General features: G+C 60.4%; 32 protein-coding genes. 15 read left to right on the top strand and 17 right to left on the bottom strand.

The window, feature by feature from the left end:
- Positions 1–14: 14 nt before the first annotated feature.
- Positions 15–452 carry a YqaA family protein gene (locus CK627_RS07470; protein ID WP_017785611.1) on the bottom strand — a complete coding sequence of 146 codons (438 nt, stop codon included), beginning with the start codon at positions 450–452 and terminating at the stop codon, positions 15–17.
- Entirely contained in the window at positions 449–1,423 is a 975-nt protein-coding gene (locus CK627_RS07465) for an NADP-dependent oxidoreductase (protein ID WP_167385302.1), read from the bottom strand. The genes CK627_RS07470 and CK627_RS07465 overlap by 4 nt, the downstream gene beginning before the upstream one ends.
- 56 nt (positions 1,424–1,479) lie before the next feature.
- On the opposite strand from CK627_RS07465, the gene CK627_RS07460 reads away from it, so the two are divergent.
- Positions 1,480–1,647: a hypothetical protein gene (locus CK627_RS07460; RefSeq protein WP_005308905.1), complete on the top strand. Its 168-nt coding sequence runs from the start codon at positions 1,480–1,482 to the stop codon at positions 1,645–1,647.
- A 49-nt stretch (positions 1,648–1,696) separates the two neighbouring features.
- Here the strand turns inward: CK627_RS07460 and CK627_RS07455 are convergent, their stop codons facing one another.
- A complete protein-coding gene (locus CK627_RS07455) occupies positions 1,697–2,701 on the bottom strand; it encodes a hypothetical protein (RefSeq protein ID WP_026141415.1) in 1,005 nt (334 codons plus the stop codon).
- A 274-nt stretch (positions 2,702–2,975) separates the two neighbouring features.
- On the opposite strand from CK627_RS07455, the gene CK627_RS07450 reads away from it, so the two are divergent.
- Both CK627_RS07450 and CK627_RS07445 read left to right on the top strand, forming a co-directional pair.
- On the top strand, positions 2,976–3,254 hold the full coding sequence (locus CK627_RS07450; protein WP_024941996.1) for a hypothetical protein: 279 nt from the start codon (positions 2,976–2,978) through the stop codon (positions 3,252–3,254).
- Between the two features lie 33 nt (positions 3,255–3,287).
- Positions 3,288–3,620, top strand: coding sequence for a hypothetical protein (locus CK627_RS07445; protein WP_095592024.1), 333 nt, complete (start codon positions 3,288–3,290; stop codon positions 3,618–3,620).
- 53 nt (positions 3,621–3,673) lie between these two features.
- On the opposite strand, the gene CK627_RS07440 is transcribed toward CK627_RS07445, so the two are convergent.
- The 4 genes from CK627_RS07440 to rpsF form a co-directional block, all read right to left on the bottom strand.
- Positions 3,674–4,414: a ferredoxin--NADP reductase gene (locus tag CK627_RS07440; RefSeq protein WP_095592023.1), complete on the bottom strand. Its 741-nt coding sequence runs from the start codon at positions 4,412–4,414 to the stop codon at positions 3,674–3,676.
- Positions 4,415–4,515: 101 nt separating this feature from the next.
- Positions 4,516–4,962, bottom strand: coding sequence for a 50S ribosomal protein L9 (gene rplI / locus CK627_RS07435; protein WP_005308892.1), 447 nt, complete (start codon positions 4,960–4,962; stop codon positions 4,516–4,518).
- A 52-nt stretch (positions 4,963–5,014) separates the two neighbouring features.
- The gene (gene rpsR / locus CK627_RS07430; RefSeq protein ID WP_005308890.1) at positions 5,015–5,245 is read right to left on the bottom strand and encodes a 30S ribosomal protein S18; all 231 of its coding nucleotides are present in this window, start codon (positions 5,243–5,245) and stop codon (positions 5,015–5,017) included.
- 30 nt (positions 5,246–5,275) lie between these two features.
- On the bottom strand, positions 5,276–5,662 hold the full coding sequence (gene rpsF, locus CK627_RS07425; protein WP_005308887.1) for a 30S ribosomal protein S6: 387 nt from the start codon (positions 5,660–5,662) through the stop codon (positions 5,276–5,278).
- A gap of 237 nt (positions 5,663–5,899) precedes the next feature.
- Here rpsF and CK627_RS07420 point away from each other — a divergent pair, with 237 nt between their 5' ends.
- Together CK627_RS07420 and CK627_RS07415 are read left to right on the top strand one after the other, a co-directional pair.
- Positions 5,900–7,123 carry an Nramp family divalent metal transporter gene (locus tag CK627_RS07420; RefSeq protein ID WP_167385300.1) on the top strand — a complete coding sequence of 408 codons (1,224 nt, stop codon included), beginning with the start codon at positions 5,900–5,902 and terminating at the stop codon, positions 7,121–7,123.
- Between the two features lie 67 nt (positions 7,124–7,190).
- A complete protein-coding gene (locus CK627_RS07415) occupies positions 7,191–8,081 on the top strand; it encodes an alanyl-tRNA editing protein (protein ID WP_167385299.1) in 891 nt (296 codons plus the stop codon).
- Here CK627_RS07415 and CK627_RS07410 read toward each other — a convergent pair.
- Positions 8,072–8,962, bottom strand: a complete 891-nt coding sequence (locus tag CK627_RS07410) for a LysR family transcriptional regulator (RefSeq protein WP_042008753.1) — start codon at positions 8,960–8,962, stop codon at positions 8,072–8,074. The genes CK627_RS07415 and CK627_RS07410 overlap by 10 nt on opposite strands.
- 124 nt (positions 8,963–9,086) lie before the next feature.
- Between CK627_RS07410 and CK627_RS07405 the strand changes: the two genes are divergently transcribed.
- From CK627_RS07405 to CK627_RS07390, 4 genes are read left to right on the top strand one after another with little or no spacing between them, the layout of a single operon-like run.
- Positions 9,087–9,758: an SDR family oxidoreductase gene (locus CK627_RS07405; protein WP_095592021.1), complete on the top strand. Its 672-nt coding sequence runs from the start codon at positions 9,087–9,089 to the stop codon at positions 9,756–9,758.
- Between the two features lie 10 nt (positions 9,759–9,768).
- Positions 9,769–10,944: an MFS transporter gene (locus CK627_RS07400; protein ID WP_095592020.1), complete on the top strand. Its 1,176-nt coding sequence runs from the start codon at positions 9,769–9,771 to the stop codon at positions 10,942–10,944.
- A gap of 43 nt (positions 10,945–10,987) precedes the next feature.
- Entirely contained in the window at positions 10,988–11,437 is a 450-nt protein-coding gene (locus tag CK627_RS07395; protein WP_042008750.1) for a VOC family protein, read from the top strand.
- A gap of 31 nt (positions 11,438–11,468) precedes the next feature.
- Positions 11,469–12,320 (top strand): glycine betaine ABC transporter substrate-binding protein, encoded by an 852-nt coding sequence (locus CK627_RS07390; RefSeq protein WP_095592019.1) that lies wholly within the window; start codon positions 11,469–11,471, stop codon positions 12,318–12,320.
- Positions 12,321–12,377: 57 nt separating this feature from the next.
- Here CK627_RS07390 and CK627_RS07385 read toward each other — a convergent pair whose 3' ends face one another.
- From CK627_RS07385 to rlmB, 5 genes are all read right to left on the bottom strand, one after another.
- Positions 12,378–13,214 (bottom strand): EamA family transporter, encoded by an 837-nt coding sequence (locus tag CK627_RS07385; RefSeq protein WP_095592018.1) that lies wholly within the window; start codon positions 13,212–13,214, stop codon positions 12,378–12,380.
- A gap of 115 nt (positions 13,215–13,329) precedes the next feature.
- On the bottom strand, positions 13,330–14,190 hold the full coding sequence (locus CK627_RS07380; RefSeq protein ID WP_010635120.1) for a DMT family transporter: 861 nt from the start codon (positions 14,188–14,190) through the stop codon (positions 13,330–13,332).
- A 218-nt stretch (positions 14,191–14,408) separates the two neighbouring features.
- Positions 14,409–14,858: a GNAT family N-acetyltransferase gene (locus CK627_RS07375; protein WP_095592017.1), complete on the bottom strand. Its 450-nt coding sequence runs from the start codon at positions 14,856–14,858 to the stop codon at positions 14,409–14,411.
- A 57-nt stretch (positions 14,859–14,915) separates the two neighbouring features.
- Positions 14,916–15,482 (bottom strand): Crp/Fnr family transcriptional regulator, encoded by a 567-nt coding sequence (locus CK627_RS07370; RefSeq protein WP_005308861.1) that lies wholly within the window; start codon positions 15,480–15,482, stop codon positions 14,916–14,918.
- Between the two features lie 10 nt (positions 15,483–15,492).
- The gene (rlmB, locus tag CK627_RS07365; protein ID WP_017780253.1) at positions 15,493–16,242 is read right to left on the bottom strand and encodes a 23S rRNA (guanosine(2251)-2'-O)-methyltransferase RlmB; all 750 of its coding nucleotides are present in this window, start codon (positions 16,240–16,242) and stop codon (positions 15,493–15,495) included.
- A gap of 884 nt (positions 16,243–17,126) precedes the next feature.
- Here rlmB and CK627_RS07355 point away from each other — a divergent pair.
- From CK627_RS07355 to CK627_RS07335, 5 genes are all read left to right on the top strand, one after another.
- A complete protein-coding gene (locus CK627_RS07355; RefSeq protein WP_095592016.1) occupies positions 17,127–17,432 on the top strand; it encodes a hypothetical protein in 306 nt (101 codons plus the stop codon).
- Between the two features lie 8 nt (positions 17,433–17,440).
- A complete protein-coding gene (locus CK627_RS07350) occupies positions 17,441–18,145 on the top strand; it encodes a hypothetical protein (RefSeq protein ID WP_157737157.1) in 705 nt (234 codons plus the stop codon).
- A gap of 91 nt (positions 18,146–18,236) precedes the next feature.
- On the top strand, positions 18,237–18,923 hold the full coding sequence (locus CK627_RS07345; protein ID WP_157737156.1) for a potassium channel family protein: 687 nt from the start codon (positions 18,237–18,239) through the stop codon (positions 18,921–18,923).
- A 65-nt stretch (positions 18,924–18,988) separates the two neighbouring features.
- Entirely contained in the window at positions 18,989–19,225 is a 237-nt protein-coding gene (locus CK627_RS07340; protein WP_095592013.1) for an ECs_2282 family putative zinc-binding protein, read from the top strand.
- The gene (locus CK627_RS07335; RefSeq protein ID WP_095592012.1) at positions 19,222–19,692 is read left to right on the top strand and encodes a DUF8453 domain-containing protein; all 471 of its coding nucleotides are present in this window, start codon (positions 19,222–19,224) and stop codon (positions 19,690–19,692) included. The genes CK627_RS07340 and CK627_RS07335 overlap by 4 nt, the downstream gene beginning before the upstream one ends.
- Before the next feature lie 322 nt (positions 19,693–20,014).
- Here the strand turns inward: CK627_RS07335 and rnr are convergent, their stop codons facing one another.
- The gene (rnr, locus tag CK627_RS07325) at positions 20,015–22,408 is read right to left on the bottom strand and encodes a ribonuclease R (protein ID WP_095592010.1); all 2,394 of its coding nucleotides are present in this window, start codon (positions 22,406–22,408) and stop codon (positions 20,015–20,017) included.
- Positions 22,409–22,542: 134 nt separating this feature from the next.
- Between rnr and CK627_RS07320 the strand changes: the two genes are divergently transcribed.
- On the top strand, positions 22,543–23,565 hold the full coding sequence (locus CK627_RS07320) for a GGDEF domain-containing protein (RefSeq protein WP_024942009.1): 1,023 nt from the start codon (positions 22,543–22,545) through the stop codon (positions 23,563–23,565).
- Positions 23,566–23,626: 61 nt separating this feature from the next.
- On the opposite strand, the gene luxS is transcribed toward CK627_RS07320, so the two are convergent.
- The 3 genes from luxS to glnB are packed head-to-tail and all read right to left on the bottom strand — an operon-like array spanning position 23,627 to position 25,147.
- Positions 23,627–24,136, bottom strand: a complete 510-nt coding sequence (luxS, locus tag CK627_RS07315; protein ID WP_011704660.1) for an S-ribosylhomocysteine lyase — start codon at positions 24,134–24,136, stop codon at positions 23,627–23,629.
- An 18-nt stretch (positions 24,137–24,154) separates the two neighbouring features.
- Positions 24,155–24,748, bottom strand: coding sequence for a transglycosylase SLT domain-containing protein (locus CK627_RS07310; protein ID WP_275056027.1), 594 nt, complete (start codon positions 24,746–24,748; stop codon positions 24,155–24,157).
- A 60-nt stretch (positions 24,749–24,808) separates the two neighbouring features.
- Positions 24,809–25,147 carry a nitrogen regulatory protein P-II gene (gene glnB / locus CK627_RS07305; RefSeq protein ID WP_005308848.1) on the bottom strand — a complete coding sequence of 113 codons (339 nt, stop codon included), beginning with the start codon at positions 25,145–25,147 and terminating at the stop codon, positions 24,809–24,811.
- Between the last annotated feature and the right edge of the window lie 7 nt (positions 25,148–25,154).

Raw genomic sequence — 25,154 nt, 5'->3', positions numbered from 1 at the left:
CCTCGTGAGTGAAGCTAGAAGATCTGCCTGGCCAGCAGAAAGACCAGGGCATAACGCAACAATTTGCCGAGCCCGATGAGAATGAGAGAGCGCCAGAAGGAGAGGCGCAGCCAGCCGGCCAGCAGACAGAGACCATCGCCGACCACAGGCGTCCAGGCCAGCAGCAGACACCAGTGGCCATGTTGTTTGAGCCAACCGAGGGCTTTTTGTTCCCCACGGCCTTGAAAATCTTCCGGTTTTTTCTTGAAGGTGGCGAGCCAGCCGAGCCACCAGGTGGTCATGGAGCCGAGGGTATTGCCCAGCGTCGCCCACAGCAACAGGCTGGCCATGCTCCACTCCCCCTTGGTCGCCATGGCCCCCAGCAGCACTTCCGAGCTGCCGGGCAGCAGGGTGGCGGAGGTGAAGGCGCTCAGAAACAGCCAGCCAAGCCCCAGCTCGGTGATGCCATTCATCCGGCCAGCTCATCCGCGGCGGGCATGCGCAGCAGCAGCTTGCCGCGCACGTGGCCCTGCTCGATGGCCTGATGGGCCAGGGCCCCTTCCGCCAGCGGGAATTCGCCGGAGACGGTGATCTGCACCTCCCCCTGACGCAGCAGGATCAGCATCTGGCTCAACTGCTGGCGGTCAGGATGCACCAGCATGCCGAGCACCTCGATGGCGCTGCCGGCCGCGGCATCCTTGATCTGCTGGGCGGTGATGGTGGGTACCGTCACCAGCCGGCCGCCCGGCTTGACGCAGGCCAGCGCCGCCTTGCCGCTCTCGCCACCCACCAGATCCAGCACCAGATCGACCGGACCGTCGGCCACCACCTGGGCGGCCCAGTCTGCATCGTGGTAATCCACCATCTTGCTGGCCCCCAGCGCGTGCAGGAAGCTGTGGTTGTCACCGCTCGCCGTCGCCACCACCTCGGCGCCATAGGCGCTGGCAAACTGCACAGCCAGATGGCCGACGCCGCCGGCCCCGGCCAGGATCAGCACCCGTTGCCCCGCCTTGAGGGCGCCGTGTTCGAACAGCCCCTGCCAGGCGGTGAGGCCGGCCAGCGGCAGCGCCGCCCCCTGCCTCAGAGCCAGCTCCTCCAGCTTGACCAGCTCCTCCTCACGCGCCACCACGGACTCGCCGTAGCCGCCGGCGGCGAGGGGAAAGCCCACCATGCCGCATACCCTGTCCCCCTCGGCCAGCGAGTCGACACCAGGGCCGACCTTCTCGACCACGCCGGCCACGTCATAGCCCGGCGTCCAGGGCAGCTTCTCCTTGTTTTGCGCCGCCGCCCAGCCGAGGCCGGCCCGGGTCTTGGCATCGATGGGGTTGACCCCCGCAAAGCAGATGCGCACCCGCACTTCGCCCTCGGCAGGCACCTTGTCCTGGGAAGGGTTGAGCCTGAGTACCGAGGGGGCGCCGAATGCGGTAATCTGTAGCTGCGTCATTGCACAATCCATCCTGTTGATTGATCAAGGGTCAACAGAATAACAGCGAGGACACCATGGCTCGAATGTTTCTTATTCCTCTGTTGCTGGCCCTGGGGTGGTGGGCGTTTCTGCTCTACTTCCGCATCCCGCTCAAGCAGGGGGCCAAGGGGTTTTACTGGATCATCGGCATCGGCGGCGGTCTGGCCGCCTTCCTCAGCCTGATGATGGTACTGACCCACTAGCACAGCCCCCGTGCGGCAATAAAAAGGCCACCCTGCGGTGGCCTGATGATCAACTCCCCTGCGAGCTGAGATGGTAGTGGCGGTTGCTGCCCTGCCCCAGCACGCCCTGGGCCAGCAGATGCTGGAACACCCGGTCCACTTCCTCCAGCGACAGCGACAGCGCCTGGGCGACGCTGCGCTTGCTGCACTTGAGCTCGCCGCTCTCCAGCGCGCTGCGCACCTGTTCCACTACCTCTGGCTCAGGCTCCGGCCGGCCGGGCAGCTGCTGTGCCATGGCAGCGGCCTCCGCCTGCTGCAGCACGATCTGTTCCCGCTCGCGGTCCCGCTGCCACAGCCAGCTGCGGCGAAAGCGGTTTTCCTCGCCGATCAGACTGACGAAGAAGGCGCCGAACACGTCGAGCAGCACCGAGAGGAAGCAGACCAGCAGAAACTGCACCTGGCTGATGCTCATGCCCACCCCGTCCGCCAGGCTGCTCATCAGCCCCAGCATGGAGGATTGTTCGTTGACGGGCTTGGCGTCGCGCTCCTGGCGCAGCTCGTCCTGGCGCAGCCTGAGCTTGGTGTTGGCCTGCTGCAGGCCGCTGACGCCGCTGGAGATGCGCGCCATCTCGATGTACTTGCGGGCCGCCTCCTCGTTGAGCTGGATCTGCCGCTCTATGCTGGCGATCTGCTCGTCGAAGCGGGCGATCTCCCGCTCATGGCGCGCCTGCTGGTTGAGGATGGTGTTGGTGGCGCTGTTGATGCCGCCTATGCTGCCGCCGATGGAGATGGCGGCCAGCACGCTGTAGAACAGCAGCGACCAGAAGGCCCCACCCAGATCGCGACGCGCCTTGCACTCCCCGTATTCATACCAGACGTAGAACTTGCCCAGTTCGAAGATGATGGCCAGGCCACCGAACAGCCACTTCATCAGGGGATTCTCGTCGATGGAGAGAAACAGCAGCAGGGAGAAGACAATGGAGGCCAGAATGGCCAAGCCGGTAAAACTGTACACCGTGGTCAGTGCGAACCACCCCTTGGGGTAGCGCAGCACGGCAGAAGCCTGTGTGGTCATGAGAAAGCGGGCGCGATATGCAGGAAAAGTTGGCTGCCGATTATAGTCAGCAGACTCCTCGAGAGAAGGACAATCACCATAATTGCACGAGATCCGTGGTCAGCTGCCCAGAGTGCGACCAAAACGGACAAATCGGCAGCAAAAAGTCGATACACTCACTGCCGACTCTCGTAGCATGGGAGATTGAGCCTGATTCTGCCCGGATTCAGCAAGACTGGCATACACTGACCCGCAACAACCAACCACCGAGGCCACAATGAACCGAACGACTAGCTTGTTACTGCCCCTGCTTCTGGTTGCCGGCACCGCGCTGGCAGCACCGCAGTATGAGGAGGAAGGTGGTACGGCATTCTCCGTCGATGCACTAACCTTCAACCTGGACTGGGATGACAAGCAATTTGGCTGGTCATCGACCAACTGCTTCGAGCCGGGAATGAACGATGGCACCCAGACGCCATGCCGGGAAAGCAGGGTCAGCTTCGACGATGAAGAGCACCGCAATGATCCCCCCGGCAGCAACCAGATGCCCGCCACCCAGGGCACCGGCCAGTAACCAAGGAGAACTTTCGTCATGACTCATTCAACCATGTTCAACAAAGGCACCCTGCTGCTCTCCCTGCTGTTGGCCAACGGGGTTGCCTTTGCCGCCCCGCCCCACTCCAAGGATGGCGATGGCATCCGCCTTTCCACCGACAACATCAAGCTGAACGTCGACTGGGATGACAAGGAGTACGACTGGTGGCAGCACAACTGCCTGGATCTAGGCATCGGTGACAGCCGCATCAAGCTCAACTGCGACAAGATCGACGGCAAGTACCGGGATCACTACAACCGCAGCATCCACAGCGGCAACAACCCGGGGCAGGGACATGACAAGTTCAAAGAGAAGGACAAGGGCCACGGCAACAAGAAGCACTGATCTGACTGCCGTCGAGCATGAACAAGGGGCCCATGGCCCCTTGTTCGCTTTTCCTACCAGTAATTCTCCGCACTGATGTTGCCAGGGGCCCGCCGCAGGTTCTTGGCCAACCCCAATGACAACAGGGTCTGCTGGGTCTCCTTCACCATGCCCGGGTTGCCGCAGATCAGCACCTGGCTCAGCGCGGGAGCAAATTCCAGCCCCACTCGCGCCTGCAGGCGACCATCGGCGATGGCCGCCGGGATCCGCCCCTCCATCGCTCCGGGCCAGCTTTCACGGCTGACGAAGGGGACGTAGCGAAAACGCTCGCCATGACGCTCGGCAAAGCTCACTATCAGATCCCGATAGCTCAGCTCCTCCCCCTTGCGCACCCCGTGCACCAGCACCAGATTCTCGAAACGGGCAAAGGCTTCCCCGTCGGCCAGCATGGAGAGGAAGGGGCCGATGGCGGTCCCGGTGGAGAGCAGCCAGAGATCGCGCCCGGCCGGCACCTCGTCCAGGGTGAGAAAACCGGTCGCCAGGGATTGCACCAGCAGGCTGTCGCCCGCCCGCAAAGAACCCAGGGTCGGAGTCAGCTCCCCATCGGGGATCTCGACGAAATAGAACTCGTGGTAGGGAGTCGAAGGCGGATTGACGAAGGAGTAGGCCCGCTGGACGCGGCGATCGCCCTGCTCGAGGGCCAGTTTGGTGAATTGCCCCGCCTTGTAGGGGGCCAGCTCGGCCGCCACACGCAGGGAGAACAGGGTGGGCGTCCACTCGATGCGTTCAAGGACGCGACCTTCGACCCAGGCCATAGGGATCTCCTCCAGAGGAACAGGTCTTTACTCTACCCCCGGGCCTGAAAATAAAAAACCCGCGCAAGTGCGCGGGTTTTTTCTACAAAAGCGAATCGCTATTACAGGGCAACAACCTGGATCTGTACGGTTGCTTTAACGTCAGCGTGCAGCTGAACAGCAACTTCGTAGTCACCGGTGTTACGCAGAACGTTGCCCATGCGGACTTCGCTCTTGGCAACGGCTACGCCGGCAGCAGTGATGGCTTCAGCCACGTCACGGGTACCGATGGAACCGAACAGCTTGCCTTCGTCGCCAGACTTGGAAGCGATAACCACGGTAGCCAGTTCGGCCAGCTTGGCAGCACGCTCTTCAGCAGCAGCTTTGTTGGCAGCCAGTTTGGCTTCCAGCTCAGCACGACGAGCACCGAAAGCTTCGATGTTGGCCTTGGTGGCCATAACAGCTTTGCCTTGCGGGATCAGGAAGTTACGGGCATAACCAGCTTTCACGGAAACTTGGTCACCCAGACCGCCCAGTTTGGCGATTTTGTCGAGCAGGATAACTTGCATTACCTTTCCTCTATAAATTTCGTTGAGTTAGGCTTAAGTGCCGGACCGATTCTTACTTGTTGTGCAGATCGGTGTACGGCAGCAGAGCCAGGTAACGAGCACGCTTGATGGCGCGTGCCAGCTGACGCTGATACTTGGCGCGGGTACCGGTGATACGGCTCGGTACGATCTTGCCAGATTCAGTGATGTAGTTTTTCAGAGTAACGATATCTTTGTAGTCGATCTCGGTAACGTTCTCGGCGGTGAAGCGGCAGAACTTACGACGACGGAAATAACGTGCCATGGCCTTTATCCTCTAGTCAGTGATCCAGAATTACTCTTCGGAAGCAGCTTCAGTAGCTTCTTCGCGGCGCTCGTCGTCACGACGGGTGAAGCGCTCTTCCTTGGCCTTGGCCATCGGAGAAACTTCAGTCACGGCGTGCTTGGTGCGCATGATCATGTTGCGGATAACGGCATCGTTGAAGCGGAAGTTGGTTTCCAGCTCATCGATAACGGCTTGCTCTGCTTCTACGTTCATCAGAACGTAGTGGGCTTTGTGCAGTTTGTCGATCGGGTAAGCCAGCTGACGACGGCCCCAATCTTCCAGGCGATGAATGGTACCACCGGAGGTGGTGATGGCGCCGGTGTAACGCTCGATCATGCCAGGTACTTGCTCGCTCTGGTCCGGATGAACCATGAAGACGATTTCGTAATGACGCATTTTAGCTCCTTACGGATTAATTCAGCCTCCGCCCAGGTGCAGCCAGACCTCGGAGGCAAGGAACATAATGGTGTTTAGACGCTGCTTTTCTAGGGCGGCGTATTGTACGAAATCCCATCCCTCACTGCAACCAGCCACCGCCGATGTTTTTATCTATGGGAACAATACAAAACTTCAATTGATAATAATTATCATTTAGATCTATTCTATCTCCATGCACTTATGGAGGCTGATACCATGCAACCCGCGCTGACCACGGCCATCCCGGCCCGCAAATTCAAACTGACCCTGCTCGGGCCGGCCTTTATCGCCGCCATCGGCTACATAGATCCGGGCAACTTCGCCACAAACATTCAGGCCGGCTCCACCTTTGGCTACCAGCTGCTATGGGTCGTGGTGTGGGCCAACCTGATGGCCATGCTGGTGCAGACTCTCTCGGCCAAGCTCGGCATCGTCACCGGCAAGAACCTGGCGGAACACATTCGAGACCGTCTGCCCAAGCCGGCGGTCTGGGCTTACTGGGTGCAGGCGGAGATCATCGCCATGGCCACCGATCTGGCCGAATTCATCGGGGCCGCGGTCGGCTTCAAGCTGCTGCTCGGGGTCACCCTGCTGGAAGGGGCCGGCATCACCGCCGTGCTCACCTGGGGGATCCTGATGCTGCAGTCCCGCGGCCAGAAACCGCTGGAGTTCGTGGTGGGCGGCCTGCTGCTGTTCGTGGCGGCGGCCTACATCGTCGAGCTGGTGTTCTCCCGCCCCCATCTGCCGAGCCTGCTGGAGGGCGCCCTCTTCCCCGGACTGCCCAACAGCGACGCCGTCTATCTGGCGGCCGGGGTGCTCGGCGCCACCGTGATGCCTCACGTCATCTATCTGCACTCGGCGCTGACCCAGCACACCCAGGATCAGGGCTCGGTTCCCCAGCGGCTGCACACCACCCGGGTCGACGTGGCCATCGCCATGACCATCGCCGGCTTCGTCAACCTGGCCATGATGGCCATGGCCGCGGCCGCCTTCCACAGCTCCGGCAACCAGCAGGTGGCCGAGCTGGAGTCCGCCTACCAGACCCTGACTCCGCTGCTGGGCCAGGCGGCTGCCACTCTGTTCGGCCTCTCGCTGGTCGCCTCCGGTATCAGCTCCACCGTGGTGGGCACGCTGGCCGGGCAAGTGGTGATGCAGGGCTTCGTGCGCTTCACCATCCCGCTCTGGCTGCGCCGTGCCATCACCATGGCCCCCGCCTTCGTGGTGATCGCCATGGGCCTCAACACCACCGAAATTCTGGTGCTGAGCCAGGTGGTGCTGAGCTTCGGCATCGCGCTGGCGCTCATCCCGCTGCTGATATTGACCGGCGATCGCGCCCTGATGGGGGAGTATCGCAACCACCCGGTGACCCAGGCGCTCGGCCGCCTCATCGTCGCCCTGGTGATCGGGCTCAACGCCTACCTGCTGGTCGCCATGATCTAGCACTCATCATCCTGCCTCCGGACCGGCTCATTAACCGAGGTTAATGAGCCGCTCTGCGCTTTGACGTATGCTGGCGGCTCTCTTCCTCTTCGATCTGCGGGAGCCATCCATGTCACATACCCGAGCCAGCTTCGTGCTGGGCCACCACCAGGAGCAGGCCAGCGTCATCTGCTGCCAGAGCGGCGATATCAGCCTGCTGGTCACCGACCTTACCCCCTTTCATCCCCAGAGCCACCTCTGGCCCGATCAGCCGGGTGACGTGGGCACAGTGCGCTGGGAGGGTGGCGAAGCGGCCGTCGGCCCCTGCCGCATGGGGGCCATCAGCCCGGATGGGGAGCTGTTCGTCGACCAGGCGATCCCGGTCAAGCGAGGCGCGGAAGGGTGGCGTTTCGTGGTGGTGCACCCGCTGGCCTGTCACTGTGCGCTGCCGGTGGGCAGTCAGGTGACGCTGCAAGTGGATGCCGAGGCCCGTCACGCCCTGAGCCTGGGTCACAGCGGCTGCCATCTGGCAGCACTGGCCCTAAACCGGGCGCTGATGCCCTACTGGCGCAAGGAGGTGAGCGAGCGGGACGCGCTGGATCAGCCGGATTTCGATCGTCTCGCCATCCAGACCTCGCGAGTCGAGCCCAATGGCTCGCGCGAGCAGTACCGGATCGGCAAGAGCCTGCGCAAGAAGGGGGTCAACAGTGAGGCCCTGCTGGCGGATCTGGCGCAGATTGAAGCGCACATCAATCGCCAGCTGGCCGACTGGCTGGCAACCGGAGGCGAGATCCGCCGCAGCCGGGCCGGCGAGTCGATCATCGACTCCCGTTACTGGCACTGCCCGCTGGAAGGGCGGGAGGTCACCATCCCCTGCGGCGGCACCCATGTGGCCACGCTGGCCGAGCTGGGACGGATCGAGACCAGCCTCACCGCCGATGCAGAAGGGTTTGTCATGATGACCCGGGTCTACCCCTGAGGGCGTCCGAACTCGGCGACCAGCGCGTCGATCAGGGCGCGCACCCGGCGCGGCTGATGCCGCCCGGAGGGGTAGACGATCTGCAGCCGTGACGCCGGGGCGGCGAACTCGGGCAGGATCTCCACCAGGCGGCCACGGCTCAGATCCTCCCCCACATCCCAGCGGGACTTGAGGCAGATCCCCTCCCCCTGCAGGCACCACTGGCGCACCAGATAACCGTTGTTACTGATGCGCCGCCCCTGCACCATCACCCGCTTCACCACACCCTCGACCTGAAAAGACCACCAGCGCTCCGGATGTTCTCCGAAACGCATCAACAGGCAGTCATGATCGGCAAGCTCTTCCGGATGGCGGGGCTCCCCCTTGCGCGCCAGGTAGGCGGGTGAGGCACAGACGATCCGGCGGTTCTCCCCCAGCGAGAGGGTGCGCAGTGTGCTGTCGGCCAGCTCTCCGTAGCGCAGGGCCAGATCGATCCCCTGCCCCACCAGATCCAGATAGCCGTCGGTCAGGTTGAGATCCAGCGTGATCCCCGGGTGTTGCGCCATGAAGCGATCGAGCAGCGGCACCAGCCGGCTGATCCCCAGATCATGAGGGGCGCTGATGCGCAGCAACCCGTTCATTTCGTCCCCGCCATCGCGCAGACGGCGCTTGAGCCCCTCGGCCTGGGCCAGCAGATGGCGCCCCTCCTCCAGCAACAGGCGCCCCTCTTCGGTGAGGCTGATGGAGCGAGTGGTTCTGCTGAGCAGGGTCGTACCGTAGTAGCGTTCCAGGGAGGCCAGCCGCTCCGAGACGGTTGCCGGGGAGAAGCCCAGCTCACGCCCCGCGGCGGCCAGCCCCCCTTTTTCCACTATGACCAGGAACAGATTGAGGTTCTCGAGCATGATTGTATTGATAATCCGAATTATGTTTTAGATTTTGCGGCAATTATCAAAATACACCGTCACATCTATCTTCTCCAGCAGACACAGGCGCGGATCCCCCGCCGTCTCAGAGAGGAACATTGCCATGGCATTTCATCAACATACCCTGTCCCTTGTCATCGGTGGCCACACAGGTATCGGCCGCGCCGTCGCCGACGCCCTGCGCCAGCGCCCCGGTCAGGTCATCGTCGCCAGCCGCAAGAGCGGCCTGGATATCACGGACCAGACCTCCATCGATAACCTCTTGACCGATCTGGGCCAGCTGGATCACCTGGTCATCACCGCCGGTTCCCAGGCGCCTGGTGGGTCGCTGCTCGAGCTGGATCTCACGGCGGCCAAGGCGGCCTTCGACACCAAGTTCTGGGGCACTCTGACGGTCATTCGCAGCCTTGCCCCGCATATGGCCCCCGGCGGCACCATCACCCTCACCACAGGGTTCCTGGCCCGCAAAACGGTGCCCGGTACCCTGGTCAAGACCACCATGAATGCCGCGCTCGAAGCCGCCGCCAGGCTGCTAGCCCGTGAGCTGGCCCCCATCAGGGTCAACGTGGTCAGTCCGGGGCTGACCGATACCGAGGCCTACGCCGCCATGGCACCCGAGGCGCGAGAGGCCATGCTGGGCCGGGCGGCCGCCAGCCTGCCGGCCGGTCGGTACGGCCGCGCCGAAGATCTTGCCGCCGGCTATCTGCTGGCCATCGACAACCCCTTCATGACCGGCGCCACCATAGATATCGATGGCGGCGCCCTGATCAACTGAGGAGATGAGCATGAAAGAGGCCAACACGCTCCCGGCCCGGATCTGGATCCTGACCCTGAGTGCCTTTGCCATCGGCACCGCGGAGTTCCTGATCGCCGGCATCCTGCCCCAGGTGGCTGAATCGCTGGGGGTCACCACGGGCCAGGCGGGCAACCTCATCACCGCCTATGCCCTGGCCATCGTCTTTGGCGGCCCGCTGCTCACCCTCTGGCTGGCCCGCTTCGAGAAACGTCGCGTCCTGCTGGCACTGATGGTGCTGTTTGTGGTCGCCAACCTGATCGCGACCTTCAGCACCGACTACGTCACCCTGATCGTGAGCCGTATCCTGGCCGGCCTGACCCAGGGCCCCTTCTATGGCATAGGTGCCGTGGTCGCCACCCGCATGGTGAGCGACAAGATGGCGGGCCGCGCCGTCGGCCAGATGTTTGCGGGCCTGACCCTGGCCAACGTGCTGGGCGTGCCGGCGGGGGCCTGGATAGGCAATGCCTTCGACTGGCATACCACCTTCCTGGTGGTCGCCGGGCTGGGTCTGCTCTCCATGCTGGCCATCGCCCTCGTCATCGAGCGCCAACCCAGGGAGAGCGCCACCTCCATCAGCCAGCAGCTTGCCGCCTTCCGCAGTTGGAACCTGCTGGCCAGCCTGCTCTTTACCGTACTGGGCTGGGCCGGCTTCATGACCCTCTATGGCTACATAGCGCCGCTGGCAGAAGAGGTGGCGGGCTTCGAACGTTCCGCCATCACAGGCGTGCTGGTGGTCGTCGGGCTGGGCTTGGTGCTTGGCAACAACATCGGCGGGCACAGCGCCGACCGCAATCTGCGGCGCTCCCTGCTGGTGTGGCCACTGCTGACCATTCTGGCCCTGCTGCTGGTCGGCGTGGTGGAGCACTACCCATGGCCTTTCCTGATCGCCACCTTCCTGTTTGGTGTGGCCACCTTCGCCAATCTGCCCGCCATGCAGATGCGGGTGATGAAATATGGCCGGCAGGCCCCGGAGCTGGCGGCCACCGCCAACATCTCTGCGTTCAACATCGCCAACGCCTTGGGCGGAGTGATCGGTGGTGCCGTCGTCGACAGTCAGCTGGGACCGGCTGCCCTCCCCTTCTTCGCGGCGCTGGTACCGGCCCTGGGGCTGCTGTTCATTCTGACCCAGGAGCGAAGAGGGCGGCCAAAGGCCCTGGCCTGCTAGGCGACGACCCCTTCACCCGCATTCCGAGCCGACAGGAGGCCATATGACCATACATGCCATCGACCACGTCACGCTTCGCACGGATCAGCTGGAGCAGACCATAGCGTTTTATCGCGATGCCATTGGCCTGCAGGAAGGGGGGCGGCCCCCCTTTCCTTTTCCGGGTTGCTGGCTCTACGCAGGAGGGCGCCCCCTGCTGCACATCGTTGCCAACACCCAGGGCGAGGGACTGACCGACTATCTGGGGAAACGGGAGACGGAGCAAGGCAGCGGCTGCATCGATCACATCTCGCTGAGCGCCTCGGATCCTGTAGAGACGCAGGCTCGCCTGCTGCGACTGGAGGTACCCTTCGTCAGCCGGGTCATCCCGGAGCGCAACGAGCTGCAGCTCTTTCTGAGGGATAACAACGGGGTGCCGGTCGAGTTGCTCTTCACCCAGACGGACATCGACCAGCACGACAACCCGCCGACCGGGGGAGATAGGGATGAGTAACAGACGACACTTCATCAAAAGCGCGATCGCCATGGGCACCCTGGCAGTGGCGGGGCGTGCCTTGGCAAGCCCCCGCTCCCCCTCGGGCCAGGGCGCAGGCCCCCAGCTCAGGCTCGGCATCACGGATCTCTCATTCCACCGCATGACCGGGGCCCTGGTGACTGCCGTTCTGGAGCAGCGGGGCTACCGGGTCACCCGCAGCCACGCCCCCCATGAGGCCAATTTTGAACGGCTCGCCAGCGGCGAGATCGATCTGCTGGCCTCCGCCTGGCTGCCTGCCAGCCACGGCATCTACAAAGCCGAGGTCGAGAAGCGGGTGGCCGTGCGTGAGCTGGGGCTGCACTACCAGCCCTATGCCCTGTGGGGCGTCCCGGACTATGTTCCCGTCGATCAGGTGGCCGAGGTCGCCGACCTTCTGCGCCTCGAGGTAAGGCAGCGCATGACCCCGCAGATCCAGGGGATCGGGCCGGGGGCTGGCATCAGCCGCTTCTCGCGGGAGATCATGAGGGTGTACGGGCTCGAGCAGACGGGTTACCGCTTCCTGAACGGGACACAGGAGCAGTGTCTGGCCGCCTTTGAGCAGGCCGTGGCCGAGCAACGCTGGGCCATAGTGCCCCTGTGGCGCCCCCAGTTCCTGCACGCCATCCATCCCATCCGTGAGTTGAAAGAACCCGGGGGGCTGCTGGGCGGGGTCGACAGGGCCGTGCTGCTGATACGGGAGGATCGCCTGGGCAGACTGGACGACGCCACTCTCACAGCGCTGGACAAACTGCGCTTTGGCAACGAGCTGATAGAGCACCTCGACTATCGGGTCAGCCGGCTCGGCGAGCCCCTCGACCGGGTCGCCCGGGAAGCCATTGCCGCCTTGCAGCAACCAGCCTGATGTCGCCGCCACCGGCATCCAGGTCGGGGGCGGCCGTCAGCTCCGAGGGGCACGCCCCTAGCCGAGGCGGATCAGCAGGATCCCGCCCAGGATAATCAGGGCGGCCAGCAGCCTGACCCGCCCCAGCTTCTCCCCCAGCCAGCCCCAGGAGATCAGCACCGCAAACAGCACGCTGCTCTCGCGCAGGGCCGCCACCAGGCCGATGGGCGCCCTGGTCATGGCCCAGATGACGATCCCGTAGGCCAACAGCGACAAGGCTCCCCCGATGGCGCCACTGCGCCACGCTGCAGGCCCCAGCTCGCGCCAGGCAGTGCGACTCTGCCAGCGCATCAGCAGCGGCATCATCAGCGCGGTGAGGGCGAACAGCCAGAGGGTGTAACGCACCGGCTCGCCGGCCGAGCGAGCCCCCGCCCCATCGGACAGGGTGTACGAGGCGGTAAACAGCGCCGTGACAAGCACCGCCTGCAGCGCGGCCGGTGCCAGCCGCAGGCCGCCGCGCCACGCCATCAGCAGCACGCCGCTCACCAGCACCACGGCTCCCGTCACCGCCACCATTCCCGGTACTTCACCCAGCAGCAGGGCACCGAACAGCAGGGTCACCAGCGGGGCACTGCCCCGGGCCAGCGGATAAATCTGGCCGAACTCACCCAGCCGGTAGGCCCGACCGAGAAACAGGCAGTAGCCGCAGTGCAGCAGGATGGAGAGTGCCAGCCAGGGATATTCGGCCGCCACCGGCCAGCCCACCAAGGGGAGAAAGGGGGCGGCAAACAGACCGGAGCAGAGGGAGACCAGCAGGACGCTGACCCGCCCCTCGGCCTGGCGCTTGGCCAGCGCATTCCAGAGCGCGTGCAGCAGGGCTGCCAGCAGGATGGCGGCAAAGATGGTTGGGGTCACGACAGGGTTCCGATAGCAACAGGCCGCCCAGCATACCCGGTTTGCCCGACCATGACAGAGAGCGGCCTCATAAGATGCCTGTTTTTTCATCCGGCAGCCTGCTGCCGGTCTGGCCTCAGCGCAACCGGCGCTGCCAGTGAATGGCCAGCAGGATGAAGCTCACCCCGACCCAGAGGTTCCACGCCGGGATCTCGCCAAACAGCCAGACCCCCAGCAGCACCACGAACATCAGGCCCGAGTACTCGGTCGCCGCGATGCGGTTGGCCTCTACCTGACGATAGGAATAGAAGCAGCTGGCGTGATAGAGCAGTTGCATGACGCCGCTGCCGCCGATCAGCACCAGCAGCCGCCAGTCCACCGGCTGCCACTGACCCACCGCCAGACCCGCGGTCAGCGGCATGGCCAGCAGGTTGGCCCAGAACAGGGTCGCCACCACCGAGATCCCGGCCGGCAACTTGCGTCCCGTGATGTTGAACAGCGCCAGGGTGAAGGCGGTCACCAGGGCGCCCAGCCCGGCCAGATGGAAATCCCCCGGCCGCAGCACGAACACTACCCCGAGCAGCCCCATGCCGCTCAGCAGCCAGACTCTGGGGTGGATCTTCTCCTTGAGCAGCCAGGCCGCCAGCGGCAGCGTCAGCAGCGGGGAGACATAGAAGATGGCGTTGGCCGTGGCCAGCGGCAGCTGGGTCAGAGCCAGCATCATGCCACCGCCGCCGAGCAGGCAGAGGTGGCCGCGCAGCAGGTGCCACTTCCAGGCACCCAGCCCCCAGGCCGAGCGCGGCACACGCAGCATGAAGGGCAGCAGCACCAGCAGGGTCAGCAGCTGGCGCAGGAACATGTATTGGAAGGGGCTGAAACCGGGGCCGATCAGCTTGACCAGCACGTCGGAGAAGGCCTGTGCCAGATTGCCCAGCACCAGGGTGATGATGGCGAAGGTTTGCAGGTCCAGTGCGAACCGCTTGCGCAACAACTCCATCAGCGACAACCGCTCGTGTGACGAACGCAAATAAAATGGCTCAACGGCTCAATCGCTGAATCTTGTTCTGTATTAATGGGGTAAAAGACCATTTTTAAAACCTATCCATCAACTGTTGCCGATTAATCACTCAGAGGGTACCCACTAACATGGCGCCAGGCACCCGTTTTCTTTACTACCTCAAGACATAATAATTTCATTGTTATGCCTAAAAGGCATTAAGAGGTGCTCATGCCGATGTGGGGAATGTCATCTTCCAGATAGGGTTCCCCCACGGCGGTGAAGCCGTGACGGCCGTAGAAGCCCTGCAGGTGCGCCTGCGCCCCCAGATAGATGCTGACCCCGGGCCACAGCCGGGCACACTCCTGCAGCGCCTGCTGCATCAGCCGGTGGCCCAGGCCATCGCCTCTCGCCTCGGGGGCGGTCACCACCCGGCCGATCACCACCTGCTCACTCTTGGCCACACCGGGCGCCATCAGCCTGGCATAGGCCACCAGTGCCCCATCCTGCCAGCCGAGCAGGTGCAGTACGTCGGGGCGCTTGTCGACGCCGTCCAGATCGAGAAAGACGCAGGTCTGTTCCACCACGAAGACCCGGGATCTCAGGGTGAGCAGTTCATAGAGTTCGTTGACGTCGAGTTGTTCGAAAGATTTGAGAGACCAGTTCATGGGGATTCCTTGCTCATGATGAGAAGGGCAGCATAGCCAGCCGCACGCGGGCCGGCATTAACCTTTGTTAAGATCCTTCAGCCGTTTACGAATGCGGCTCAGGCTGATGGGGGTGATGCCGAGATAGGCGGCGATCTGGTGATCGGGCACCCTGGCCTCCAGCGCGGGAAAACTGCGCAAAAAGTGCTGATAGCGGGCCTGCGGGCTCTCGGTCAAAAGCAGCAGCTCCTTCTCCTCCTTGATGCGCAGCTGCACCGCCAGCAGATGCTGATACCAGGCGGGCCAACAGGAGAGCGTGCGCAGGTCGGCCAGATTGAACAGCAAGAGCCGACAGGGCTCCAGCGCCTCCACGCTGTAGCGGGCCGGCTCGCCACTGAGCAGGTGGTGGAAGTCGAGGAACTCATCCCCCTCCCAGTAGAACTCCTTGATGTACTCACGGCCGTCTGCCAGCACCACCTTGGCCCGCAGCAGCCCCTGCTCCACCATCACCAGCAGATCGGGTCGATCGCCGGCATGCCAGAGGCAGGCGCGGGGGCTCAGGGTCAGCGGCCGGGCAAAAGAGAGGAGGCGCGCGGCCTCCTGCTCATCCGTGACCCGATCCCGGCAAAACGGGGGTCTGTCCATTCAGCTCGCCTCAGGCGCGGCGCTGGCGCACGGCTTCAAACAGACAGACGCCAGTCGCCACCGAGACGTTGAGGCTCGATACCGCCCCCGCCATCGGGATGCTCACCAGCTCGTCGCAGTGCTCGCGGGTGAGGCGACGCATGCCCTTGCCCTCTGCGCCCATCACCAGCGCCATCGGGCCGGTCAGCTTGGCCTGATAGAGGTCGTGATCCGCCTCACCGGCGGTGCCGACCAGCCAGACGCCACGCTCCTGCAGCTCGCGCAGGCTGCGAGCCAGGTTGGTGACCTGAATGAGCGGCACCACTTCGGCGGCGCCACAGGCGACCTTGCGCACGATCGGAGTCAGCCCGGTGGCTTTGTCGCGCGGCACGATCACCGCATGCACCCCGGCCGCATCGGCGCTGCGCAGGCAGGCACCCAGGTTGTGCGGATCGGTCACCCCGTCCAGCACCAGCAGGAAGGGCTGAGTCTGTTGCTCGGCCAGCTTGTCCAGCAGGCTGGCCAGATCGTGCTCGGCCAGCTTGGGCGCCTCCTTCAGCCGGGCCATGATGCCCTGGTGATTGTTGCCCTCCGCCTTGTCGTCGAGCGTCTTGCGGTTCACGCTCTGCACCTTGAGGCCGAGTGCATCCAGCTCCGCCAGCAGGGGCTGCAGCCGCTCATCGTCGCGGCCCTTGAGGGCCCACACTTCGATGAAACGCTCCGGCTCGCGCTCAAGAAGGGCGGCCACGGCGTGGATGCCGTAAATCAGTTCACTGCTCATGTTCAAGATCCGTGGTGTGGGTTCGCACCCAGTGCGCCCCAAAGAAAAATGGCCCTACCGGCAGCCTGACCACCATGATGCTGGCGTCGTCACCGGTCGCTAAATGATGGCGCATCATACCAGAGACTCCGGCCCCTAGGGAGTTCAGCCACACTCCTTCGCCTGTGCCAAGCATCCCAATCCCTGCGGGATTGCCACTATGCGGGGTTTCGCCCGCCCTGCGGGCTGCGGCGAGTGACGTCTTGCTGGCCCAAGAAGTCACCAAGAAGGCCTTCCCCATGCTAATTAATTTGTTGATCCTGCCCAGGAAATCATCACTCCCCTCTTTTCTCCCCGGCGGCACTCGCTATCATAGCCGTTTGGCAACAGCCTCGTCGGAGTCACCCATGAGCCAGGCCAGTGCAACATCACAGATTAACATCAGCAGGCTGGAGGCTGAAATTCAGGGGCGGTAGCCTTGCCGGATGGAGTGGATAAACGAGAGCTGCCCACTACGACCCACTCAACATGGTGACGGCCTCATGGTTATTTCTGACCCGTTCACGCAGGCGTGCTTTGGCGACGCTTTCCAAGACTGTTCTGAGCACTGTTTTTTCACACAGTGGCAACAGTGGCGCAAAAAGAGGAAGTCAAGCGAATACGCTCAGTACTAGAGCGAGCTGGTAATCTTATGATTTAATGATGACTTTCACTTGGCGGCGATGAAGATGTTACAGAGTTATATGGAATGCTCTGCTAACGGATTAGTACCGCCTTCCATCTAATCACTGTTATGTTTACCGCTCAAATTTGGCGAATTGAATATAGAGGAAGTTAACTAAGTGGAAGCGTTCATATTGCCAGCGCTCCTTGTAATACTAAGTTCAGTGTTAAGGAGCTTTATAGTGAACAAAAGAAGTACGCCTACCATACTTGGTGAAATTGGGTTGGGGCTGCCTGTCGATCTTACTTTTGTCGCACTTTCAGTAGCTATTTCTTCAGCTGCAATAGTTCAGTACTGGCTGGATAATAGAGCAAACCTGATAGTGGGTATTCTGGTGGTAGCAATAATTCAGCTAGGCGCAATATACAGGCCGTGTAAAGAATATATTGATGAAGATAAGAATTGGCATTCTTTTGGGCTGTGGCTTTTGAATATTCTTGTCACGTTTGGTGTTTTTAGTTTCTTGGTTTTTAAGGTGGTGAAGTGATGGGAAATATGAGCTCATTCGAATTTATTGTTGCATTCGCCATCTTAATGCTAGCCATGACGGCTGTTATGGCGCTAATGTTTTATACAATGCAGAAAAAAAGGGAGTCGCGTTATGACGAAGAAAGAAAGAAGATTGAACTCGACTTACTTCGTCACAATGTCGAATCAGAAATATATGGCTTGAATAAAAGGCTTAGTAAAACTTCAGCTAGGTTCGAAGATGCTTATCATCTTCAGCTGGATGGTAACAAAATCTCTATCGAGAAAGAAAAGTCAAAGATTTTACTAAATGAATTTTTAAAAAGCGCCGGTCTAAAACAGTCTGATTTAATTGAAAAAGATTTCGTTTTTGTTCTTACGCCGTTTCATGGAGAATTTGATGAAGTCTATGAAACAATTAGATCTATATGCGAAAAAGCAGATATTCGGTGTATTCGGGGAGACGAGCAAAATTTTAAAGGAGATATTTTCTCTCATGTACTGAAGAATCTTGTTCAGGCTAAGGTTGTTATTGCAAACCTTGGAGGGAGAAATCCCAACGTCCTGTATGAACTTGGGCTGGCACATGCGCTGGATAAAACAACAATTTTAGTGTCTCAACTGCTAGATGAATTACCGGTGGATATAAAATCAAAAAGAGTTGTTACGTACAAAGACTTCTCTGATTTGAAAAGTATTCTTCCAGTTGAGTTACTTAAAGCTATGAAATAAACATAACAAACCAAAACACACGGACGCAGCGGAGCTGCGCCGGTGTTTGGGGCGTTAGATTTATCGTATATTTTAAACCATGGGGATCATAATGAAGAAAGAAAAAACAAGAAAGTTATGGTGGCTAATATCCCCAACATATAAATTTGCAGAAAAGAAGAAGCTCGAACTGATAGCAAAATCTGGCAAACCCAGCGACCTATCTGATGCACTGCGCGAATATAATAGGCGTTATCTTCTTATGTCTATCAGCTGGTGTGTGGGGGCTGCGATTTTAGTACCCATAGGGCACTATTTTTTTGATGGTGGGTATTATGCGCATGATTTTGCCAAATATGTGTTTGGTGGGCTGGTCATTTTATTATCTTGGATTTTTCTTATTTCAAGAGCCATAGAAATATTTAAGGCATTTCTGGATGATGCGGTTCAAAAACTCGATGGTGATAAGCCTTCGAGTGACCTTAAATATGGACAGAGACTAAGGCTTTCATTTAATAGCTACATTGAGCTAATTATAAACTTTGCCACCTTGTACTATTTAGCACCGTCCTATTACTTTAAGGATTGCTACCAGTTTTCGACAATATTTGAAGCGATATATTTTAGTGGCGTCACTATAACTACTCTTGGCTATGGCGATATAAGCCCATCAAATCCTATCCTCCAGCTACTTTCGGTTTTTCAGGTTCTTGCAGGGTTTTCACTTATTGTTGTCTGTTTTGCAATTTACTCTGGCCTCGCTCTCGGCCAGGAAAAATCTAACAATCACGTCAATTAGGACGCTTGCAAGCTCGCTCCTATTACGCGGGCGTTACACGTACAGGAAATATTGAGGTACACATCATGATCAAAACAACACATGTTTCAATCAAATGTCCAGAGTGTGGCCATACGGAATTCGAACAGCCAGATAATGTTCAAGATGATGATTTCGTAAAGTGCGATGGTTGCGGGTTTCAAATTATGCTTGCAGATTTAAAAGAAGTAGGTGTTGAGCAAGCAAAAGAAATTGTAATACCTGAGGCAAAGAAAGAAATTGAAAAAATGCTTAAAAAAGTATTTAAAGGCCGCTTGAAATGAGCAAATATGAAATACTAAGCTTATTTATATCTATTTTAGCTGTTGTTGTTTCGGCTGTTTCCCTTGTCAGGACAAGAAAAATAGCTAAAGAACAGCTTGAACTTGAAAAGGTCACAGCAGAACTATCTCGTTTACAAATTGATTCACTCAACGAAGAAAAATCAAACAAAGATAAGCCAAGCTTTAATGTTACCCTGACCAAGCTTGGAAAATCATATAATTTCTATATTTCCAATACAGGTCAAGGTAGCGCATATAACGTAAACTTCGAGTTGGTTGATTGCGAAGATAGCCCCCTATGTAGTGATATTGTAGACAAGTTCCCACACCCGGAAATGAAGCCAAACTCACGAGTAAAACTTATTGCTGCAATACACATGGGTAGCCCGCTGAAATATCAGGTAAGGCTTTCATGGCAAAATAAAGAAGGTGAGAACTTCAATGATATCCATTGGGTCACCATGTAATGTACGTGTAACAAATGAACCCATATGACGCCCACTAAGAAAAATAGGACACCCACCTTTCCGCGCGCTGCGTCGCGGCCAATAGCGTGACCATCCCGCAGGGATATGTGCCCCTGGCCATATAGGCACGGAGCTTGGCCGATATCCGCCGAAGGGCTAAGCCCCTCCCCTTTTCGCTGAACATAAAAAATCCGAACCCCGGTAACAGGGTTCGGATTTTTTTCGTCTCCGGGACTATCGGGCGCTGGTGAAGATAACCCGGGGCCATCAGCCCCTTACGGCCTCAGCCCGGGTCGCTGGACCCAGGCCATGGCCGAAGGGCTTACCCCTTGGCCTTGTCGCGCGCTTTTTTGCCCGGTCGTCTGTTGCTGGGTTTGGCACGGCCGCCCTTGGCGGATTTGCCGTGGTCCTTGCCCTCTTTCTCTTTGCGTTTGTCGTGGCGCTCGGCGCTCTTGGCCTTCTCCTTCTTGATCTCGGCCATCTTGCGCACCGCCTGCTTGGCGTTCTTGCCGGTGATCTTGAGGGGCTCTTCCACCATCACGAAGTCGATCTTGCGATCGTCCAGGTTCACGCCCATCACCTTGACCCGCACCTTGTCACCCAGACGGTAGCGGCGGCGGAAGTTCTCGCCGATCAGCTGCTGGTGCAGCGGGTCGAACTGGTAGTAGTCGTTGGTGAGGGTGCTGACGTGCACCAGACCGTCGATGTGGATCTCGGCCAGACGCACGAAGAAGCCAAAGCCGGTGACGCTGGCGATGACGCCGTCGAACTCGTCACCCACGTGATCCAGCATGTACTCGCACTTGAGCCAGTCGGCCACGTCGCGGGTGGCGTCATCGGCGCGGCGCTCGGTCATGGAGCAGTGCTCGCCCATCGGATCCACTTCTTCCAGCTGGTAGTGGTAGCCACCGCTCGGAGTCCACTTGTGACGCAGGTTGCCCTGCTGCTCCTTGGCGGTCTGATACTTGATCGCCCGGTGCAGGATGAGGTCGGGATAGCGACGGATCGGCGAGGTGAAGTGAGCGTAGGACTTCAGCGCCAGACCGAAGTGGCCGATGTTGTCGGCCTGATAGATGGCCTGACGCATGGAGCGCAGCAGCATGGTGGAGAGCAGCTCCGCATCCGGGCGCCCTTCAAACTTGGCGGCCAGGTCGGCGAAATCTTTCGGCTCGGGCTCCAGGCCCCCCTTGAGCTCCAGGCCCAGCTCGGCCAGGAAGTCACGGAAACCGGTGAGGCGCTCTTCGCCCGGACGGTCGTGCACCCGGAACAGGGCGGCGGCCTCGTTCTTCTCGATGTAGCGGGCGGCAGCCACGTTCGCCTGGATCATGCACTCTTCGATGATCTTGTGGGCGTCGTTGCGCACCAGCGGCACGATGCGGTCGATCTTGCGCTGGGCGTTGAAGATGAAGCGGGTCTCTTCGCTCTCGAACTCCACCGCACCGCGCTGATGGCGGGCATGCTTGAGCGCCTTGTAGAGATTGTTGAGCTCCTCGATGTGGCCCACCAGCGGCTCGTACTGCTGGCGCAGCTTGGGATCGCCATCCAGGATCGCCGCCACCTTGGTGTAGGTCATACGGGCGTGGGAGTTCATCACCGCTTCGTAGAACTTGTAGCCGGACATGCGGCCGGCGGCGGAGATGGTCATCTCGCACACCATGCAGAGTCGGTCAACCTGCGGGTTGAGCGAGCAGAGGCCGTTGGAGAGCACCTCCGGCAGCATGGGCACCACGAACTCGGGGAAGTAGACCGAGTTGCCGCGCTGGTAGGCCTCGGTGTCGAGGGCGGTGCCCGGCTTCACATAGGCGGAGACGTCGGCAATGGCGACCCACAGGCGCCAGCCGCCGCCGCGCTTGGCTTCACAGAAGACGGCGTCGTCAAAGTCGCGAGCATCTTCCCCGTCGATGGTGACCAGCGGCAGGGCGCGCAGATCGATGCGGCCCTCTTTGGCCTTCTCCGGCACCTGTTCGCCGAGACCGGCAACCTCCTTGGTCACTTCCTCGGGCCAGGTGTGCGGGATGCCGTGGGTACGCAGGGCAATCTCGATCTCCATGCCGGGTGCCATGTTTTCACCCAGCACTTCCAGCACGGTGCCGACCGCGTTGAAGCGGGCAGTGGCGCGCTGGTTGATGCGCACGACCACCACCTGGCTCTGGCGAGCCCCCTTGTTTTCCCCTTCCGGGATGATGATGTCCTGGCCGATACGGCTGTCGTCGGGTACCACGAAACCGACGCCGTTCTCGACGAAATAGCGACCGACGATGTCCGCCTCGCGGGCCTTGAGCAGGCGCACCAGACGCGCCTCCTGGCGACCCTTGCGGTCGATCTCGGTGGGCTGCACCAGGGCATAGTCGCCGTGCATCAGGCGCTGCATCTCGCGGTTGTTCAGGAACAGATCCGGGCCACCACCCTCGGGGCGCAGAAAACCGAAGCCATCTTTGTGGCCGAGCACATAGCCTTTGACCAGATTCAGGCGATCCGGCAGGGCGTAACACTGGTTGCGGGTGAAGACCAGTTGACCGTCGCGCTCCATGGCGCGCAGACGACGACGCAAGGCTTCCAGCGGCTCTTCTTCGGTCAGCTTGAGGACCTTGGCCAACTCTTCACGGGACATGGGCTTTTCATGGCCCTTGATGAGGTCGAGGATCAGCTCGCGACTGGCGATCGGATTCTCGTATTTTTCGGCCTCGCGTTCGAGGAAAGGATCTTTTTGAGACATAAGCAGGCCTTAGGGTAGGTGGTAACGGCGACATTATATCGGAGGGGGGGGCGAATGGCATCCATCGACTGCCTTTTGGCCAATCTCTCTGTCATACTATGCACAGTTTGCAGTCATGATGAGACATGGAACTCATGAGCAAGGATTCGTTCGCCCAATCCGCCGCCTATCTCAAGCAGGCGGTTCCCCTGATGATCAAGTATCAAATCCCCACCACGCCGGATAATTACACCCTTTGGTATAACTATGTGGCGGCCAGCATGCCCGAGCTCAATCAGGCCATCGATCAGGCCATCAAGCTGCAGGGCACCTGCTCGCTCACCACCTGCGAACGCCTCTATCACCAGCACCTCGCCGCCCAGGACGAGCAGCAGATGGAGGCGATGAAGCTCAACCTGGCCGCCATGGCCAACGAGCTCGGCCACACCATGCAGGATGCCATCTCGGATACCGGCATGTTCCAGGAGATGCTCGACAAGAGTTTCGACCGGCTGAGCCTCATCGATGACGAGGGGCTGAGCCTGGAGGACACCATGGGGATCCTGCGGGATCTGGTGCGCGAGTCGCGGGACGTGCGCATGTCGACCATGCACTTTCGCAACCAGCTCAGCAGCGCCGAGAAGGAGATCAAGGAACTGCGCGAGGCGCTCAATGAGACCCGCAAGCTGGCCAACGAGGATGCCCTCACCAGCCTGCTCAACCGGCGCGCCTTCGATCTGGAGATAGACAGCCTGCTGCGCAGCAAGCAGCCCTTCTCGCTGATCCTCGCCGATATCGACCGCTTCAAAAGTTTCAACGACGAATATGGCCACCTGCTGGGAGACCAGGTGCTGCGTGCCTTCAGCAAGCGACTGCGGGAGACCTGCAAGGAGGGCGTCACCGCCTACCGCCTCGGCGGCGAGGAGTTTGCCCTGCTGCTTCCCATGCGCAACCTGGCGCTGAGCCGCCAGATGGCGGAGAGCCTGCGCCGGGCCATCGAGAAGATGTCGATCCTGGACCGCAAGTCGGGCCGACGCATCGACCACATCACCGCCTCGTTCGGCGTTGGCGAGTACAACGGTCAGGAGACGGGCGACAGCCTGGTCGAGCGCACCGACAAGCTGCTTTACAAGGCCAAGGAGCTGGGCCGCAACCGGGTGATGCCGCTGCCATCCTGAACTCGCCAAACGCAAAAAGGCCGGTCATTGACCGGCCTTTTTCATGTTTGCCATCCCGGGATCAGAGGCTTTTCAGCTTCTCTTCCGGCAGGGCCAGTTCGTCATTGCGGTTGACGCCGATACCGCGCTCCAGCACGTGGCGGGCGATGGCATGGGCCTCTTCCAGCGAGTGCATGCTGTAGGTGCCGCACTGATATTCGTTCAGCTCGGGGATCTTGCCCTGCTCCTGCACGGTCAGCACGTCGCTCATGGCGGCCTGCCAGGCGGCGCCAACCCGGGCTTCGTCCGGTGCACCGATCAGGCTCATGTAGAAGCCGGTGCGGCAGCCCATGGGGGAGATGTCGATGATCTCCACCCCGTTGCCGTTCAGATGATCACGCATAAAGCCGGCAAACAGGTGCTCGAGGGTGTGGATGCCGCGCTCGGAGAGGATCTCCTGGTTCGGCACGCAGAAACGCAGGTCGAACACGGTAATGGTGTCCTTGTTCGGGGTCTGCATGGTCTTGGCCACACGTACCGCCGGCGCGGCCATGCGGGTGTGGTCAACGGTAAAACTGTCCAATAACGGCATTTCTGACTCCTGATTTGGTTACCAGAACCAGCCCCCGCTGGAGAGCTGATCCTTGCATTGTCGATACTGGGCGCCGTAGCGCTGGGCGCGGGCCTCCACCTTGCGGGATGTCTTCATCAGCCATCCCTTGCTGCGGTAACTGCCACGCCGATAGCCACCCCACCCTTCGTGATAGTTGAGATACTGGCCATACGCATCCCACTTGGAGGTGCCGTTTAGCCGCTGGGCCTTGTGAGTGTACCAGCCCATGAAGTCGATGGCGTCGGCAAAGTCATCGCGATCGCTCCAGCTGTTGCCGGTCTCCCGCTGATAGTCGGCCCAAGTTTCATCTTTGACCTGGGCATAGCCGTAGGCGGAGCTGGCCCGCCCGGTCGGGATGAAGAGGAAATACTGCATCGGCGGCTGGGCATCGTGCACGAAGGAGGACTCCTGATACATCATGGCCATCACCACCTGCACAGGCGTTCCCCACTTCTCGTTCATCTTGAGCGCCGCCTCGTGCCAGTCCGGCTTCTCGCGAAAGATCTGGCAGAGGTTTTCCGGCTGGGCCGGCGGCCGGGTACTGCAGGCGGTCAGACCGGCCAGCAGGCCGGCCACCGCAACGAGGCGCATCCAGGACATCAGCGAGCTCGAGTCTCCATTCGTTGGCTCATCACAAGGCTCGGCCATCCGTCAGATGGCGTCTTCGTTCTCTTCGCCGGTACGGATGCGGATGACCCGCTCCACCTCGCAGACGAAGATCTTGCCGTCACCAATCTTGCCGGTGCGGGCGGTGTTCTGGATCGCTTCCAGACAGGCATCGAGATCCTCGTCCTGCACCACCAGCTCCACCTTCACCTTGGGCAGGAAGTCGACCATGTACTCGGCGCCGCGATAGAGCTCGGTGTGGCCCTTCTGGCGGCCGAAGCCCTTGACCTCGGATACCGTCATGCCGTTGATGCCGATCTCGGCCAGGGCCTCGCGCACATCGTCCAGCTTGAACGGTTTGATGATGGCTTCAATCTTCTTCATGGTGACT

It is taken from the genome of Aeromonas dhakensis (assembly GCF_002285935.1).
GTDB classification, from domain to species: Bacteria; Pseudomonadota; Gammaproteobacteria; order Enterobacterales; family Aeromonadaceae; genus Aeromonas; species Aeromonas dhakensis.
This window is presented reverse-complemented; position numbering and strand designations above follow the sequence as displayed.